We start from the raw sequence: 16,124 nt of genomic DNA on the forward strand, positions 1-16,124 counted from the left end.
TTTCGACGGGTTGAACAAGCCTTGGGAGTACGCGGATGAGCAGCAGCGCCGGCGGAACGGGACGGCAGCGCCGGGGTGACACGCGCCAGCGCATCCAGGACGTGGCCCTGCGGCTGTTCGCGGAGCGGGGGTACGAGAAGACCTCGCTGCGGGAGATCGCCGAGGAGCTGGAGGTCACCAAGGCGGCGCTGTACTACCACTTCAAGACCAAGGAAGACATCCTGATCAGCCTCTTCGAGGACCTGACCCGGCCGATGGACGAGCTGATCGAGTGGGGCGAGGGCCAGCCGCGCACGCTGGCCACCAAGAAGGAGCTCCTCAACCGCTACAGCACCGCGCTGACGAACGCGGGCCCGCTCTTCCGCTTCATGCAGGAGAACCAGGGGACGGTGCGGGACCTGAGCGTCGGCGACAGCTTCAAGGCGCGGATGATCAAGATGATGGCGTTGATGAAGGAGCCCGAGGCGCCGCTGGTCGACCAGGTGCGGTGCATCAGCGCGCTGTTCACGATGCACGCGGGCATGTTCGCGCTGAAGGAGATCGAGGGCGACGAGGAGGACAAGCGGAAGGCCGTCCTCGAAGTCGCGGTCGACCTGGTGACACAGGCGGACGCGTCCTGAGGACGGCCTTCACGGGGGGGGACGGCAGGCGGGGGGGGGCGGCCCGGGGCGGCGGGAGCCGGACGGGGGTCAGACCTTGACGCCGACCGAGCGCAGGAAGGCGACCGGGTTGACGGCGGAGCCGTAGTTCGGGGTGGTGCGGATCTCGAAGTGCAGGTGCGGGCCGGAGGAGTTGCCGGTGTTGCCGGACAGGGCTATCTGCTGGCCCGCGCCGACCCGCTGGCCGACCTTCGCCTGGATGCGCGAGAGGTGGGCGTACTGGGAGTACGTACCGCGGGCGTGCTTGACCACGATCGCGTTGCCGTACGCGGGGCCGTCGCCGCCGCCGTTGCGGCCCGCCTTGACCACGACGCCGGCCGCGGCGGCCTTCACCTTGGTCCCGACCGGGACGGCGAAGTCCTGGCCGGAGTGCTTGTGGGACCACATCGTGCCGCCCCTGCCGAAGGTGGCGGAGAGGGCGTAGCCGCCCTGGAGCGGCCGGCCCCAGCGCTTGGCCTTCGCGGCGGCGGCCTTCTTGGGCGCGCTGCCGGTCTTCGCCGGGACGGCCTTGACGGGAGCGGCCTTGACCGGGGCGGCCTTGACCGGAGCGGCCTTGACCGGGGCGGCGCTCGCAGCGAAGGCGCTCCCGGATCCGGTCACGCACATCGTGCCGGCCGCGGCGACGACGACGGCCTTACGGACCCGGAGGGACACGAGCTTCGACATACGGGAGAAACCTTCGGAGACGAGTGAACCCGGCGGGTTCGCCGGGCTTGCTCCACATTGGTAACCCGACGCGCCACACCTCCCCAAACGCCCCTTCTACGACGTCGCCTCGTAGCCGGGCCCCCGGGCCTGCGGTTGCTTGACGGCTTGCGGGACCTTCGCGAGGGACTCGAAAAAACCTCGGCCGATCAGGTTTACGTCCTAGCCAGAGCACCCGGAATCGGAGAGCCGCCCCGGTCCGGACAGGGTTCCCGCTCCCGGCGCCGACGAGTCGGACCCGGCCCGCCCCGGAGTCGCGCCGAGGTCGCCGCCCGGTCCACTACCGGCGCTAGTAAGGCCCGTAACGCCTGTGCGCCTTGTCACGAGCGGGCCGCGTCCGCCGTTCCGTACGGACACATCCGGCGTCAATCGGGCATGCCGGACCCACTCGTACGGGCGACTCCCCCGTCTTTCGCTCGCCCGCCCGTCCGTCGTGCGCAAGTCTCAACCGCATGAGGGGTGTCGGCGTACGGTGGGGTCGGAGTGCAGTGCCGTCGGGGCGGGAGGGGCACCGGATGGACGAGGGCAGCGAACCGGACGCCGTGTGGCACACGGTGGTGAGCGGCCGGGCGGTCGACCTGCCCGCCACGCTCCCCACCATCAGGGCCGCGCTCACCCCCGCCCAGGCCGCCGACCTGGACGCCGAGATCGCCCGCACTCCGGCCCTGGACCTTCCGCTGGTCCTGGCCCGCTGGGCGCTGGCCCCGACGGAGGCCGCCGCGGAGGACGAGGCGGTCTTCGCCCGGCTGGCCTCGGGCGACTTCTCCGACTGCGTGTCCGCCGGGTCCGACGAGCCCCTGCCGCCCCGGCCGGAAGCCTCATGACGCGGCTGCGCATCCAGTACGCCCCGGCCGCGGAGACGGCCCGGCACGCGATGCACCCCGACCTCCGCCGGCGCTTCGAGCACGCCATGCGCGCCCTGGCCCGCGACCCGTACGGCCAGGGCACGCGCGAGGTGAAGGGCGAGAAGGACCGCCGCCAGGGGGTCGCGGGCGGGGCGGTGGTCGTCTACTACGTGAGCGCGGCGGTGCTGGTGGTGACGGTGGTGCGGATCGTGCACGCGTAAGCCGCCGCGGCGGGGACGGACCCACCGGAACGCGTCGAGGGCGGCGGTGCGCGTGGACCCCCGGCCCGTGTTTCCGGCCGTCCCCCGCCCCTTGCACGGAGAAAGAGGCCGGCCCCGGAAACCGTCAGGTTCCCGGGGCCAGCCCCTACTCCGTCACGCTCGCGCCGAGCGCTACGCGTCCTTCGTCAGGTTCGGCCCGTTGCCGCCCGCCGCGGACTCGATCGGCGGGGCGTCCGGCAGGGCCGCCTTCTCCTCGCCGCGGAAGGTGAACTCCTTCGCGTCGCCCTCGCCCTCCGTGCCGACGACCACGATGTGGCCGGGGCGCAGCTCGCCGAAGAGGATCTTCTCCGAGAGGATGTCCTCGATCGAGCGCTGGATCGTCCGGCGCAGCGGCCGGGCGCCCATCACGGGGTCGTAGCCCTTCTTGGCGAGGAGCTGCTTCGCGTCACCGCTGAGCTCGATGCCCATGTCGCGGTCCTTGAGGCGCTCGTCCACCTTGGCGATCATCAGGTCGACGATCTGGATGATGTCTTCCTGGCTGAGCTGGTGGAAGACCACCGTGTCGTCGACACGGTTGAGGAACTCGGGGCGGAAGTGCTGCTTGAGCTCTTCGTTGACCTTGTTCTTCATCCGCTCGTACCCGGTCTTGACGTCGCCCTGGGCGGCGAAGCCCAGGTTGAAGCCCTTGGAGATGTCCCGGGTGCCGAGGTTCGTCGTCATGATGATGACGGTGTTCTTGAAGTCGACCACGCGGCCCTGGGAGTCGGTCAGGCGACCGTCCTCCAGGATCTGCAGCAGCGAGTTGAAGATGTCCGGGTGGGCCTTCTCCACCTCGTCGAAGAGGACGACGGAGAACGGCTTGCGGCGGACCTTCTCGGTGAGCTGGCCGCCCTCCTCGTACCCCACGTAGCCGGGGGGCGAGCCGAAGAGGCGCGAGACCGTGTGCTTCTCGCTGAACTCCGACATGTCGAGGGAGATCAGCGCGTCCTCGTCGCCGAAGAGGAACTCCGCGAGCGTCTTGGAGAGCTCGGTCTTACCGACGCCCGAGGGGCCGGCGAAGATGAACGAGCCACCGGGACGCTTGGGGTCCTTGAGGCCTGCACGGGTGCGGCGGATCGCCTGGGAGAGCGCCTTGATGGCGTCCTTCTGGCCGATGACGCGCTTGTGCAGCTCGTCCTCCATGCGCAGCAGACGCGAGGACTCCTCCTCGGTCAGCTTGAAGACGGGAATGCCGGTCGCGGTCGCGAGGACCTCGGCGATGAGCTCGCCGTCGACCTCGGCGACGACGTCCATGTCGCCGGCCTTCCACTCCTTCTCGCGCTTGGCCTTCGCGGCGAGGAGCTGCTTCTCCTTGTCGCGGAGGGAGGCCGCCTTCTCGAAGTCCTGGGAGTCGATGGCCGACTCCTTGTCGCGGCGGACGTTCGCGATCTTCTCGTCGAACTCGCGGAGGTCCGGCGGCGCGGTCATCCGGCGGATGCGCATGCGCGATCCGGCCTCGTCGATCAGGTCGATCGCCTTGTCCGGGAGGAAGCGGTCCGAGATGTACCGGTCGGCCAGCGTGGCCGCCTGGACGAGGGCCTCGTCCGTGATGGAGACACGGTGGTGGGCCTCGTAGCGGTCGCGCAGGCCCTTGAGGATCTCGATGGTGTGCGGCAGCGACGGCTCCGCGACCTGGATGGGCTGGAAGCGGCGCTCCAGCGCGGCGTCCTTCTCCAGGTGCTTGCGGTACTCGTCGAGCGTGGTGGCACCGATGGTCTGGAGCTCACCGCGGGCCAGCATCGGCTTCAGGATCGACGCCGCGTCGATGGCGCCCTCGGCGGCACCCGCACCCACGAGCGTGTGCAGCTCGTCGATGAACAGGATGATGTCGCCGCGGGTGCGGATCTCCTTGAGGACCTTCTTCAGCCGCTCCTCGAAGTCACCGCGGTAGCGGGAACCGGCGACGAGCGCGCCGAGGTCGAGGGTGTAGAGGTGCTTGTCCTTGAGGGTCTCGGGCACCTCGCCCTTGACGATGGCCTGCGCGAGGCCCTCGACGACGGCGGTCTTGCCGACGCCGGGCTCGCCGATGAGGACCGGGTTGTTCTTCGTACGGCGGGACAGCACCTGCATGACCCGCTCGATCTCCTTCTCGCGCCCGATGACCGGGTCGAGCTTGGACTCACGAGCGGCCTGGGTGAGGTTCCGGCCGAACTGGTCGAGCACCAGGGACGTGGAAGGCGTGCCTTCCGCAGGGCCGCCTGCCGCGGCGGTCTCCTTGCCCGAGTATCCGGAGAGCAGCTGGATGACCTGCTGCCGCACCCGGTTGAGATCGGCGCCCAGCTTCACCAGGACCTGGGCGGCGACGCCCTCGCCCTCGCGAATCAGGCCGAGCAGGATGTGCTCGGTGCCGATGTAGTTGTGGCCGAGCTGGAGGGCCTCGCGGAGCGACAGCTCCAGGACCTTCTTCGCACGCGGGGTGAAGGGAATGTGGCCGGACGGAGCCTGCTGGCCCTGACCGATGATCTCCTCGACCTGCTGGCGAACCGCCTCAAGCGAAATGCCGAGGCTCTCCAGGGCCTTAGCGGCGACACCTTCACCCTCGTGGATCAAGCCCAGGAGGATGTGCTCGGTGCCGATGTAGTTGTGGTTGAGCATCCGGGCTTCTTCCTGAGCCAGGACGACAACCCGCCGCGCGCGGTCGGTGAACCTCTCGAACATCGTTATTCGCTCCTCAGAGCGGTCGGGCAGTTAAGGGGTCGGTCCCCTCCCTGTCCTTCCGCATGCTAGTCCCGCGGGGCGGGACAGCTCGTTCCAACTGCCGACACCCGTTCTTGCCTCCCGGCCTGAACAGCCGACTACTGCCTCAACTCGATGGTGCGAGACGATGTTCCCGCAGGCCAAGCTGTTACCCCTTTCGCCACTACGCCGATGGCGAACGGAGGACCGCTTCGCGTGCGTGTCGCCCCTCCCCACTAGGGATGTCTTACCCGCAAGCACTGACACTCCATGCGGCGCGCACCGGTTCCCTCAGCTACGGGCGAACACCCTTGCGCCGTCGGATGCACCCACACGCCCCCATATCGCCCACGCTGAGCATCCGGACACGGACCCAGCGTAACCAAGTGCCGTTTCGGGAGTTGCTCCGGGCATGGCCCCCACCGTCCCCCGCCCCCGCCCGCCGCTGCCCGGCGGCGACGACGCGCGGACCCGGCCGCCCCGCCGGGCCTCCAGGACCTCCTGGGCCTCCTGGTACGAGAAGGAACTCGGCTGGGACACCGTGCACGCCCCCGGGGAACCGGTCCTGCTGCCCACCGGCCGGCACTTCGACGTACTGGAACTGCCCGCGGAAGCGGGGCACGCCGTGCTGCGCCGGATCGGTCCCACCGGGCCCGTCGCCCTGCTGGGGCGGCGGCTGCGGCTGCTGCTCGCCACGGGGAGCGCGGACGAGGTGCCGTCACTCCTGGACTGGCTGGAGTGGGGCTCCGTCGACCTGGACCTGCGGGCGACCGGCACGGGCGGCCTGATCACCGCCCCCGCTCCACCGGGCTTCGCGCCCCTGCCGGAGGACGGGGCCGCCGTCTGGCTGCGGCCCCCCGTGCCGGGGCGCGAAGAAGCACTGCCGGCCTTCACCGGCATCGGGGGCAGTGGGGACGCCCCCGATCTCGTACGACTTCTGGCGGCCGCGGCGACGGAATGCCACCGCATCCGGTTGATCAGCGCGAAGACGGCCTCCCCGAACCGCGGAGACCTCGACGTGAATACGGGACTGCCGAAAATGCGGCAGGCTCAGCCGTTGGCCTTGTCGTAGGCTTCCTTCACCGCTGCGGGAACACGGCCACGGGCACTCACGTCGTGACCGTTCTCCTTCGCCCACTTACGGATCTCGGCCGTGTTCTGAGTGCCGCCGGAAACAGCGCGCGCCTTGCCGCGGCCGGCGCTGCGGCCACCCGTGCGACGGCCGTTCTTGGTGTACGGGTCGAGCAGCCCGCGGAGCTTCTCCGCGTTCGCGGTGGTGAGGTCGATCTCATAGGTCTTGCCGTCCAGAGCGAACGTCACCGTCTCGTTCGCCTCGACGCCGTCGAGGTCGTCAACAAGAAGGACCTGAACCTTCTGCGCCACCGGATTTCCTTTCATCGAAAATGCAGTACGCGGAAAGGAAACCGCTTTTCCGGGGAAAACACAAACCCCTGTGTGAGGTTCAGTACCGCGAGAACACGGGAAACGTGCGCGTTTCGGACATAGGACAACAGCCGATACACGCGCTTCAGAGGTGCAGAAGCATCCGACTGTTGCCCAGGGTGTTGGGCTTCACCCGTTCGAGACCGAGGAACTCCGCCACGCCCTCGTCGTGGGAACGCAGCAGCTCGCTGTAGACATCCGTGTCGACCGGGGACTCGCCGATCTCCACGAAGCCGTGCTTCGCGAAGAACCCCACTTCGAAGGTCAGGCAGAAAACCCGGCGCACTCCGATCCAGCGAGCGGTCTGGAGCAGTTTGTCCAGCACCAGATGTCCCACTCCGGCGCCCTTCAGGGCGGGATCCACGGCGAGAGTGCGCACTTCGGCGAGGTCTTCCCACATCACGTGCAGCGCGCCGCAGCCGATCACCCGGGCGTCCTCGTCGCGTTCCGCCACCCAGAACTCCTGGATGTCCTCGTAAAGCGTCACGTTCGCTTTGTCGAGCAGGATGCTCTCGCGCGCGTAGGCGTCGACAAGGGCGCGGATCGCGCGCACATCGCCGGTGCGCGCCCGGCGGACGGTGACGGCCACGGGGAAGGCCGCCGGGACGCCGGCGGGGGCGGCTTCGGAGGCGGCTTCGGTGATGGCTTTTGCGGGCGCAATATGATCGGGGGCCATGCCCGGACGCTATCGCCCCGGCGGCTTCGCGTCGCCACCGGGGAGTTCCGTCGGCCCCCCGCCGGTTTCCGCGGCGGTTTCGGGAGCGGTATCCGGGGGTGGAGCGGAATCTTCCGAGTCGCCGCGTTGTACGACGCGCATCGCGTCCTGAAGTGCTTCGCGCTGCTCGGCGGACATCATGCCGAAGAACGCGACAAGGGCCGCGGCGGGGTTGTCACTGGTCGACCAGGCCTCGTTCATCAGTGCGGCCGAGTAGGCGGCACGCGTGGAGACCGAGGTATATCGATAGGCCCGGCCGTCCACTTCCCGGCGCACCCAGCCCTTCTGATGGAGATTGTCCATTACGGTCATCACGGTGGTGTAGGCGATGGAACGGTCCTTCTGAAGGTCTTCGAGGACTTCCCGCACGGTGACCGGACGGTTCCACTGCCACACGCGCGTCATGACGGCGTCTTCCAGCTCTCCCAATCGGCGTGGCACAGCGCCAGCCTAGTGGGAGATATCCGGAATTCCCGGCTATTCCGGGCGGGGCGCAGGAAAAGAGGGGCGCGCGGTCCGGATGAGTTCCGGATCGCACGCCCCTCTTCGGTGCGCGTGTTCCCGACGGCGGCGCGTCCGTTCCCGCCGGTGCGCCGGGGTCAGGAGGCGCCGCTGTCGCGCCCGGCCGTGTCGACCGGCCTGCCGGGGGCCGCGGTGGCCGCGGCGACGGCGTCGGTGGCTCGGTCTTCCTTGGTCTTGTTGGCGCCGCCCTGCGTCTTGACGATCGTCACGACGAGACCGATGAAGAAGGCGGCCATCACCACGGGGGGCAGAAGCGCGGAGACATAGTCCATGCCTCCAGAGTAGCTAGCTCGCTTCGCGTCGTTCCCCGGGGGGCGCGGGCCGCTTGCGGGGCGGGAAGGCCTCGGCGGGGGTCGGCACCGGCCGCTCGCGGGAGGGGTTGTCGGCGGGGACCGGTCCCGCGGGGGCGGCGGGGCGCGCCGGCTTGGCGGCGGCACGGCCGCCGGGCAGGGCGGTCAGGCGGGTGCGGGGCGCGGGCGCGGCGGGCGCGGGAGGACTCGTACGGGCGAGCCTGGCCCGCACGGAACGCTCCGCGATGCCCTGGCAGCGGTCCAGGAGCGCCGCGCCGAGCGGGAGCCGGCGCAGGGAGCGCAGCGCGGCGAGGTCGTCGGGCTGGGGCCGGTAGCCGGCCGCCAGGGCGTCCTGGAGGAGCTCCAGGTAACCGGTGGCGGAGGCGGGGAGGGCGGCCCGGTAGCGGGCGAGGTCGGCGAGCAGGAAGGCGCGCAGCCGTCCCGCCTCGTGGATCGCCTCGTCGACGGACTCCGCCAGACGCAGGCACTCGCGCACCTCGTCGGCGGGGAGGGGGGCGGGGTGGAGGGCGAGGGCGAGGGCGCGCCGGAGCACACGCAGTTCGTCTGCGCTGAACGCCATGCCGCCGCGGGAACCGTATGGCGTGGGCATGTGGTGACTTTAAGTGCTAAGCGGACAATTTTTGCTCAGCGGGTGATCGGTGGCGCGTTGCGGTCCGGGCCGGGCGATTCCCGTGCGCACGGGGATCGTTTCCCGTGCGCACGGGGATCGTGACGGGGTGGCGGCCGCCGGGCGCGCCCGCCCGCGCGGAGGCCGCGGCGGGCTCGCGCGCCGGGGGACGGCGCCCTCGCGCGCGAAGCCGTGCCGGGGCGTCCTCACATGCGGGCGATGTTGCGCTCGTACACCAGGCGCAGGCCGATGAGCGTCAGCCAGGGCTCGTGCTCGTCCACCGCGGTGGCCTCGCCGAGGATGATCGGGGCGAGGCCACCGGTCGCGATGACCGTGACGTCGTCCGGGTCCTGCGGGGAGAGTTCGCGGGCCATGCGGGCGACGACTCCGTCGACCTGGCCGGCGAATCCGTACACGATGCCCGACTGCATGGCCTCGACGGTGTTCTTGCCGATGACGCTGCGCGGGCGGGCCAGCTCGATCTTGCGGAGCTGGGCGCCCTTGACGCCGAGGGCGTCCACCGAGATCTCGATGCCGGGGGCGATGACACCGCCGACGTACTCGCCCTTGGCGGAGACCGCGTCGAAGGTGGTGGCCGTACCGAAGTCGACGACGACCGCCGGGCCGCCGTACAGCTCGACGGCGGCGACGGCGTTGACGATGCGGTCCGCGCCGACCTCCTTGGGGTTGTCCATCAGGATCGGCACGCCGGTCTTGACGCCCGGCTCGACCAGGATGGCGGGGACGTCGCCGTAGTAGCGGCGGGTGACCTCGCGCAGCTCGTGCAGGACCGAGGGGACGGTCGCGCAGATGGCGATGCCCTCGATGCCGTCGCCCAGTTCGTTGCCGAGCATGGGGTGCATGCCCATCAGGCCCTGGAGCAGCACGGCCAGTTCGTCGGCGGTGCGGCGCGGGTCGGTGGAGATGCGCCAGTGCTCGACGATCTCCTCGCCGTCGAACAGGCCGAGGACGGTGTGGGTGTTGCCGACGTCGATGGTGAGGAGCATGGCTTACCGCGCCCCGTCCTGGGACGCCTCGCGCAGGTCCAGGCCGATGTCGAGGATCGGGGCGGAGTGGGTGAGCGCGCCCACGGCGAGGTAGTCGACGCCGGTGTCGGCGTACGCGCGGGCCGTGTCGAGGGTGAGGCGGCCGGAGGACTCGAGGACGGCGCGGCCCGCGACCAGGGCGACGGCCTCGGCGGTCTGCTCCGGGGTGAAGTTGTCCAGCAGGATCAGGTCGGCGCCCGCCTCCAGCACCTCGGTGACCTGCGCCAGGGTGTCGACCTCGACCTCGACGGGGACCCCCGGGAAGGCGTCCCGCACGAGCTTGAAGGCCTGGGCCACTCCCCCGGCGGCGACCACGTGGTTGTCCTTGACGAGGGCCGCGTCGGAGAGCGACATGCGGTGGTTGACGCCGCCGCCGCAGCGCACCGCGAACTTCTCCAGCGAGCGCAGCCCCGGGGTGGTCTTGCGGGTGTCGCGGACCTTGGCCCGCGTGCCCACCAGGACGTCCGCCCAGGCGCGGGTGGCGGTGGCGACGCCGGAGAGGCGGCACAGGAGGTTCAGCGCGCTGCGTTCGGCGGTGAGGAGGTCGCGGGTGCGGGCGGTGACGGTGAGGAGCTTCTGCCCGGCCCGCACGCGGTCGCCGTCCTCGACGTGCCGCTCGACCTCGAACTCCTCGGTGCAGACGATGGAGAGCACCGTCTCGGCGACGCGCAGGCCCGCGACCGTGCCCGCCTCGCGGGCGGTGAAGTCACCGGTGGCGACGGCCTCCTCGGGGACGGTCGCCACGGTGGTCACGTCGACGCCGTGCGCGAGGTCCTCGGCGAGGGCGACGTTCGCGACGTCCTCGACCTCGACCGGGTCCAGGCCGCAGTCCAGCAGGAGCTGCGCGAGGTGGGGGTCCAGGCCGCAGTCGGACAGGTCGTACGTGCCGTCCTCCGGCACCTCCTGCGGCGCTCCGCCGGAGCAGCCGCAGGCGTCGCCGCAGCCGCCCGCCTGCGGGAGGAGCTGGGGGTTCTCGGGGGTGCTCACTGGTGCTGCTCCTTCGGACGGTCCTGCGGTACGGGCGGGAATGCGGCGGTGTCGGTGCGGCGCACCACCAGGCGGTGGTCGTCGGTCAGCCGTACGACGAGGTGGCGCTGCCACTGGGCGTCGTCGCGGTCGGCGTGGTCCTCGCGCCAATGGCAGCCGCGGGTCTCCGCGCGCTCCCGGGCGGCGGCGACCAGCACGCGCGAGACGCACAGCAGGTTGGTGGTCTCCCAGGAGTCGACGCCGGGCTCGGCGGACTTGCCCGGTCCTGCCGCGTCGTGGCGGGCCCCGAGCTGCACGGCCTCCAAGGCGTCCGCGGCGTCGCCGAGGCTCCGGGCGGAGCGCAGGACGCCCGCGCCCCGCGACATGGTCTGCTGGATGCCGTGGCGGGCCTCGGGGGCGACGAGCGGAAGGACGGCGGCGGGCTCGGTGGGGGCGCCCGGGGCGCGGGTCCCGGCGGACGTGACGGCCTCGGCGATGCGCTCGGCGAACACCAGGCCCTCCAGGAGGGAGTTGGAGGCGAGGCGGTTCGCGCCGTGCACGCCCGTGCAGGCGACCTCGCCGCACGCGTACAGGCCGGGCACCGTGGTCCGGCCGTGCAGGTCGGTGCGGACGCCGCCGGAGGCGTAGTGCGCGGCGGGGGCGACCGGGACCGGCTCGGTCACCGGGTCGATGCCGTGGGCGCGGCAGGCGGCCAGGATGGTCGGGAAGCGGTGCTCCCACATGTCCGCGCCGAAGTGCCGCCCGTCCAGGTACATGTGGGCGGCGCCCTGCTCCCGCATGCGGCGCATGATCGCCTTGGCGACGATGTCGCGCGGGGCGAGTTCGGCGAGCTCGTGCTGTCCGAGCATGAAGCGCACGCCGTCCGCGTCGACGAGGTGCGCGCCCTCGCCGCGCACCGCTTCGGACACCAGCGGCTGCTGGCCCTCCGCGCCCTCGCCGAGGAAGAGCACCGTCGGGTGGAACTGGACGAACTCCAGGTCGGAGACCTCCGCGCCGGCGCGCAGGGCGAGCGCGACGCCGTCGCCGGTGGACACGGCGGGGTTGGTGGTGGCGGCGAAGACCTGGCCCATGCCGCCGGTGGCGAGGACGACGGCGGGGGCGTTGACCGCGCCGACGCCGTCGTGCTGGCCCTCGCCCATGACGTGCAGGGTGACACCGGCGGTGTGCCCGTCCGCGTCGACGAGGAGGTCGAGCACGAGGGCGTTCTCGACGAACTCCACGGCCCGGGCGCGCACCGCGTCCACCAGGGCGCGGGAGATCTCCGCGCCGGTGGCGTCGCCGCCCGCGTGCGCGATGCGCCGGCGGTGGTGTCCGCCCTCGCGGGTGAGCTGGATGGCGCCGCTGTCGGGGTCGGTGTCGAAGTGCGCCCCGGTCTCGATCAGCCGCCGCACGGCGTCCGGGCCCTCGGTGACCAGGGTGCGCACGGCTTCCTCGTCGCAGAGGCCGGCCCCGGCGACCAGGGTGTCGTCCAGGTGCTGCTGGGGGGTGTCGCCGTCGCCGAGGGCGGCGGCGATGCCGCCCTGCGCCCAACGGGTGGAGCCGTCGTCCAGGCGGGCCTTGGTGACGACGACGGTGCGCAGGCCGGCCGCGGTGCAGCGCAGGGCGCAGGTGAGGCCCGCGACACCGGAGCCGACGACCACGACGTCGGCGTCGATGGACCAGCCGGGGGCGGGGGCGGCGAGGCGTATGCCGGTCACGGGGCTGCTCCAGGGGTGTGCTGGGGGTGCTGTGCGGCGGGGGCGGCGGTGGCGTCCGGCGTGTCCGGTGCGCCGGTCGTGTCCGGTGCGCCGGTCGGTCCGGTCGCGTCCGGCGTGTCGTGCGGTACGCCGCCGAAGGTCAGCGGCAGGTTGTCGATGAGCCGGGTGGCGCCGGCCCGGGCGGCGACGGCGAGCACCGCGTCGCCCCGGTGGCCGTCGCCGGCGTCGGTGAAGTCGGCGGGGTCCACCAGGGCGACGTAGTCGAGCTCCAGTCCCGGTGCCTCCTTGAGGACGCGGTGCGCCGCTTCCCGCACCGCCGCGGGAGTCCGCTCGCGCGCGCCCGCGAACAGCGCCCGCGACAGGGCGAGGGCGGCGGCGCGCTCCTCCCGCGACAGGTAGCGGTTGCGGCTGGAGCGGGCCAGGCCGTCGGCCTCGCGCACCGTGGGCACGGCGACGACCTCGACGGGGAAGTTCAGGTCGAGCACCATGCGCCGGATCAGGGCGAGCTGCTGGGCGTCCTTCTGGCCGAAGAAGGCCAGGTCGGGCGCGGTCAGGTGGAGCAGCTTGGCGACGACGGTGAGCATGCCGTCGAAGTGGCCGGGCCGGGTGGCGCCTTCGAGGCGCTCGCCCATGGGGCCCGCGGAGAGCCGCACCTGGGGGTCGCCGCCGGGGTAGACCTCCTCGACGGCGGGGGCGAACACGGCGTCCGCGCCCGCCTCCCGGGCGAGCGCGAAGTCGGCGTCCGGGGTGCGCGGGTAGCGGTCCAGGTCCTCGTTCGCGCCGAACTGGAGGGGGTTGACGAAGACGGTGACGATCACCTGGCCTTCGGCTCCCGCGTGCTCCCTGGCGGTACGGATCAGGGCGGCGTGCCCGTCGTGCAGGGCGCCCATGGTCATCACGACGCAGCGGCGGCCGGTGCGGTCGAGGGCGGCCAGGCCGGTCGCCGTACGGACGAGAACGGTCATCGCAGGTCCCCCTCGGCCAGGACGCCCAGCAGGTCTTCCGCCAGTTCGGGCTTGAGCAGGCCGTGCGCGAGGGCGCGGTCGGCGGTGGTGCGGGCCATCGCCAGGTAGCCGGCGACGGTCTGCGGGGCGCGCTTGCGCAGTTCGCTCACGTGGGCCGCGACGGTGCCCGCGTCGCCGCGGGCGACCGGGCCGGTGAGGGCGCCGTCGCCGGAGCGCAGGGCGTTGTCCAGGGCCGCGCCGAGGAGCGGGCCGAGCATCCGGTCGGGGGCCTCCACGCCCGCGGTGCGCAGCAGCTCCATCGACTGGGCGACCAGGGTGACCAGGTGGTTCGCGCCGAGGGCGAGGGCGGCGTGGTAGAGCGGGCGGGCCTCTTCGGCGATCCACTCGGGGTCGCCGCCCATCTCGATGACCAGCGCCTCGGCGGCCAGCCGCAGCTCCTGGGGGGCGGTGATCCCGAAGGAGCAGCCGGCGAGGCGCTGGACGTCCACGGAGGTGCCGGTGAACGTCATCACGGGGTGCAGGGCCAGCGGGAGCGCCCCGGCGCGCAGGGCGGGCTCCAGGACCGCCGTCCCGTACCGCCCGGAGGTGTGCACCAGGAGCTGGCCCGGCCGGATCGCACCGGTGTCGGCGAGCCCCTCGACGAGGCCGGGCAGGGCGTCGTCGGGGACGGTCAGCAGGACGAGGTCGGCGCGGGCCAGCACCTCGGCGGGGGTGACCAGGGGCACCCCCGGCAGCAGGGCGGCGGCCCGGCGCACGGACGCGTCGGAGACACCGGAGGCGGCGACCGGGCGGTGCCCGGCCTGGCGCAGGGCGGCGGCGAGGGCGGAGCCGACGCGGCCCGCCCCGACGACGCCGACGGTGAGCCGGGCGGGGCGGTCGGCGGGGTCGGGGGGGCCAGGGAGGGGGGATGGGTTCACGCGGAAACGGCCTTCCGTTCCAGTCCGCAGGGGGTACCGGACGATTGCCCGTCATGCTACGCCAGCGTTTCGGGCGCTCGTCGGGGTGAGCCGTTCCCCGTCCACAGGGGGTGGAAAACCCCGGCGCCCCCCGTTCCACGTACGCGATCATCGGCGGATGAACGACGAAGCGCGGCACGCGCACACGGACCCGCAGGAGCGCAGGCGCGCGGCCTTCCGCAACGCCGGGAAGGTGCTCGCCCGGCACTCCGCGCAGCACCGGATCGGGGAGCGGCTCGCCCACCTGGCCGCCCACGCGGGCGACGTGTACGACCTGGACGCGGACGCCGATCTGTACGGCGACGGCGTCGTGGCGGAGCTGGAGCGGCGCACCGCCCGCCTCCTGGGCAAGGAGGCCGCGGTGTTCTTCCCCACCGGCACCATGGCGCAGCAGGTCGCGCTCCGGTGCTGGGCGGGACGTACCGGGAACAGCACCGTCGCCCTGCACCCCCGCGCGCACCCGGAACGGCACGAGCGCGGCGCCCTCACCGGGCTGAGCGGTCTGCGCACGGTGCATCCGACCCACGAGCCGCGGCTGCCGAACGCGGACGAGGTGCGCGGGTTCGAGGAGCCGTTCGGCACGCTGATGCTCGAACTGCCGCTGCGGGATGCCGGTTTCGTGCTTCCGTCGTGGGAGGAGCTGACGGAGGCGGTGGAGGCGGCCCGGGAGCGGGACGCCGTCGTGCACTTCGACGGGGCGCGGCTGTGGGAGTGCACCGAGCACTTCGGGCGGCCCCTCGCGGAGATCGCCGCGCTCGCCGACACCGTGTACGTGTCGTTCTACAAGTCGCTGGAAGGGATGTCCGGCGCGGTGCTCGCGGGCCCGGCGACGCTGGTCGACGAGGCGAGGACCTGGCGGCACCGCTACGGGGGCAACCTGTTCCAGCAGTACCCGGCGGCGCTGAGCGCCCTGATCGGCCTGGAGCGGACGCTGCCCCGGCTGCCGGAGTACGTGCTGCACGCGAGGGTGGTGGCGCGGGCGCTGGCGGAGGGCTTCGGGGAGGCGGGAACGCCGTGGTTCCGGGTGCATCCCCGGGTGCCGCACACGCACCAGTTCCAGGTGTGGCTGCCGTACGACGCGGACGTGCTGACGGACGCGGCGGTGCGGCAGGCGGAGGAGAGCGGGGTGGCGCTGTTCCAGCGGTGGTCCCCCGCCCCGGAGGGGCCTCCGGGGATGGCGGTGACCGAGGTGACGGTGGCGGCGCGGGGGCTGGAGTGGAGCGCGGCGGACGTGCGGGGGGCGGTGGCCGGATTCGTCGGCCGGCTCGGCTAGTTGCAGTCGGCGGTACGGGCACGGGCGGACGGCGCGGTGGGGGCCGCGGGCCCGGTCCGAAGCGTACGGGCGCCGTCCGCGGGCGTGGTCCGTGCGCCGTCCGCAGACGTGGTTCGTACCGTGCGGAAGCGGTCCGCGATCCGGGTGAGGGCGGCCCGCAGGTACGCGCCGGCGGGGCGTTCGGCGACGACGGCGCGGAAGCGGAGGTCCTCGCGGACGGTGTCGCGCAGTTCGCGGACGGTCTGCCAGTCGTGCCGGCCGGGGGCGGGCGGGACCGGGGCGCCGTGCTGGGCGGCGCGGTAGGCGTCGAGGAGGTGCTGCTGGGAGGCGGTCATGACCGTCACGCTGCACCGGCCGGCGGCGCCGCGTGCAACCGATTGACGGGACCCGCCAATCGGGCCGCCTCCGATTGACGGCCGCCGTCAATCGGAGGGCCGATTGTCGGTGGGGCCGGGCA

18 protein-coding genes are annotated in these 16,124 nt (G+C 72.4%); 5 read left to right on the forward strand and 13 right to left on the reverse strand.

Annotated elements, in window-relative coordinates; all coding sequences use genetic code 11:
- Positions 1-35 precede the first annotated feature (35 nt).
- Entirely contained in the window at positions 36-620 is a 585-nt protein-coding gene (locus ACZ56L_RS32720; protein ID WP_345220175.1) for a TetR/AcrR family transcriptional regulator, read from the forward strand.
- A gap of 69 nt (positions 621-689) precedes the next feature.
- Here ACZ56L_RS32720 and ACZ56L_RS32725 read toward each other — a convergent pair whose 3' ends face one another.
- Complete coding sequence (locus ACZ56L_RS32725) at positions 690-1,325, reverse strand: M23 family metallopeptidase (RefSeq protein ID WP_471068326.1); 636 nt, start codon at positions 1,323-1,325, stop codon at positions 690-692.
- Between the two features lie 554 nt (positions 1,326-1,879).
- Between ACZ56L_RS32725 and ACZ56L_RS32730 the strand changes: the two genes are divergently transcribed.
- On the forward strand, positions 1,880-2,188 hold the full coding sequence (locus ACZ56L_RS32730) for a hypothetical protein (RefSeq protein ID WP_345220177.1): 309 nt from the start codon (positions 1,880-1,882) through the stop codon (positions 2,186-2,188).
- Positions 2,185-2,430: a hypothetical protein gene (locus ACZ56L_RS32735; RefSeq protein WP_345220178.1), complete on the forward strand. Its 246-nt coding sequence runs from the start codon at positions 2,185-2,187 to the stop codon at positions 2,428-2,430. The genes ACZ56L_RS32730 and ACZ56L_RS32735 overlap by 4 nt, the downstream gene beginning before the upstream one ends.
- Before the next feature lie 171 nt (positions 2,431-2,601).
- Here the strand turns inward: ACZ56L_RS32735 and ACZ56L_RS32740 are convergent, their stop codons facing one another.
- On the reverse strand, positions 2,602-5,127 hold the full coding sequence (locus ACZ56L_RS32740) for an ATP-dependent Clp protease ATP-binding subunit (RefSeq protein WP_345220179.1): 2,526 nt from the start codon (positions 5,125-5,127) through the stop codon (positions 2,602-2,604).
- A 430-nt stretch (positions 5,128-5,557) separates the two neighbouring features.
- On the opposite strand from ACZ56L_RS32740, the gene ACZ56L_RS32745 reads away from it, so the two are divergent.
- Complete coding sequence (locus tag ACZ56L_RS32745) at positions 5,558-6,217, forward strand: SCO3374 family protein (protein WP_471068331.1); 660 nt, start codon at positions 5,558-5,560, stop codon at positions 6,215-6,217.
- Here the strand turns inward: ACZ56L_RS32745 and ACZ56L_RS32750 are convergent.
- The 10 genes from ACZ56L_RS32750 to ACZ56L_RS32795 all read right to left on the reverse strand — a co-directional run bounded on the left by ACZ56L_RS32750 (position 6,196) and on the right by ACZ56L_RS32795 (position 14,355).
- Entirely contained in the window at positions 6,196-6,528 is a 333-nt protein-coding gene (locus ACZ56L_RS32750) for a histone-like nucleoid-structuring protein Lsr2 (protein WP_345220181.1), read from the reverse strand. The two genes, ACZ56L_RS32745 and ACZ56L_RS32750, sit on opposite strands and share 22 nt — an antisense overlap.
- Positions 6,529-6,673: 145 nt before the next feature.
- On the reverse strand, positions 6,674-7,264 hold the full coding sequence (locus tag ACZ56L_RS32755; protein WP_471068335.1) for an amino-acid N-acetyltransferase: 591 nt from the start codon (positions 7,262-7,264) through the stop codon (positions 6,674-6,676).
- 9 nt (positions 7,265-7,273) lie between these two features.
- Positions 7,274-7,744 (reverse strand): BlaI/MecI/CopY family transcriptional regulator, encoded by a 471-nt coding sequence (locus ACZ56L_RS32760; RefSeq protein ID WP_345220183.1) that lies wholly within the window; start codon positions 7,742-7,744, stop codon positions 7,274-7,276.
- 158 nt (positions 7,745-7,902) lie between these two features.
- The gene (locus ACZ56L_RS32765; RefSeq protein WP_345220184.1) at positions 7,903-8,097 is read right to left on the reverse strand and encodes a hypothetical protein; all 195 of its coding nucleotides are present in this window, start codon (positions 8,095-8,097) and stop codon (positions 7,903-7,905) included.
- Between the two features lie 13 nt (positions 8,098-8,110).
- Positions 8,111-8,695 (reverse strand): hypothetical protein, encoded by a 585-nt coding sequence (locus ACZ56L_RS32770; RefSeq protein ID WP_471068500.1) that lies wholly within the window; start codon positions 8,693-8,695, stop codon positions 8,111-8,113.
- Between the two features lie 254 nt (positions 8,696-8,949).
- Entirely contained in the window at positions 8,950-9,750 is an 801-nt protein-coding gene (locus tag ACZ56L_RS32775) for a type III pantothenate kinase (RefSeq protein WP_345220185.1), read from the reverse strand.
- A gap of 3 nt (positions 9,751-9,753) precedes the next feature.
- A complete protein-coding gene (gene nadC / locus ACZ56L_RS32780) occupies positions 9,754-10,776 on the reverse strand; it encodes a carboxylating nicotinate-nucleotide diphosphorylase (RefSeq protein WP_471068339.1) in 1,023 nt (340 codons plus the stop codon).
- The gene (locus tag ACZ56L_RS32785; RefSeq protein WP_401766422.1) at positions 10,773-12,473 is read right to left on the reverse strand and encodes an L-aspartate oxidase; all 1,701 of its coding nucleotides are present in this window, start codon (positions 12,471-12,473) and stop codon (positions 10,773-10,775) included. The genes nadC and ACZ56L_RS32785 overlap by 4 nt, the downstream gene beginning before the upstream one ends.
- Positions 12,470-13,438 carry a pantoate--beta-alanine ligase gene (panC, locus tag ACZ56L_RS32790; RefSeq protein ID WP_471068342.1) on the reverse strand — a complete coding sequence of 323 codons (969 nt, stop codon included), beginning with the start codon at positions 13,436-13,438 and terminating at the stop codon, positions 12,470-12,472. The genes ACZ56L_RS32785 and panC overlap by 4 nt, the downstream gene beginning before the upstream one ends.
- Entirely contained in the window at positions 13,435-14,355 is a 921-nt protein-coding gene (locus ACZ56L_RS32795) for a Rossmann-like and DUF2520 domain-containing protein (RefSeq protein WP_345220189.1), read from the reverse strand. Before ACZ56L_RS32795 ends, panC begins: the two co-directional genes overlap by 4 nt.
- Before the next feature lie 157 nt (positions 14,356-14,512).
- On the opposite strand from ACZ56L_RS32795, the gene ACZ56L_RS32800 reads away from it, so the two are divergent.
- The gene (locus ACZ56L_RS32800) at positions 14,513-15,667 is read left to right on the forward strand and encodes a threonine aldolase family protein (RefSeq protein WP_471068345.1); all 1,155 of its coding nucleotides are present in this window, start codon (positions 14,513-14,515) and stop codon (positions 15,665-15,667) included.
- Here the strand turns inward: ACZ56L_RS32800 and ACZ56L_RS32805 are convergent.
- Positions 15,664-16,002 carry a hypothetical protein gene (locus ACZ56L_RS32805; RefSeq protein ID WP_471068347.1) on the reverse strand — a complete coding sequence of 113 codons (339 nt, stop codon included), beginning with the start codon at positions 16,000-16,002 and terminating at the stop codon, positions 15,664-15,666. The two genes, ACZ56L_RS32800 and ACZ56L_RS32805, sit on opposite strands and share 4 nt — an antisense overlap.
- Positions 16,003-16,124: the final 122 nt, after the last annotated feature.

This window comes from Streptomyces sp. NPDC039736, from assembly GCF_055596485.1.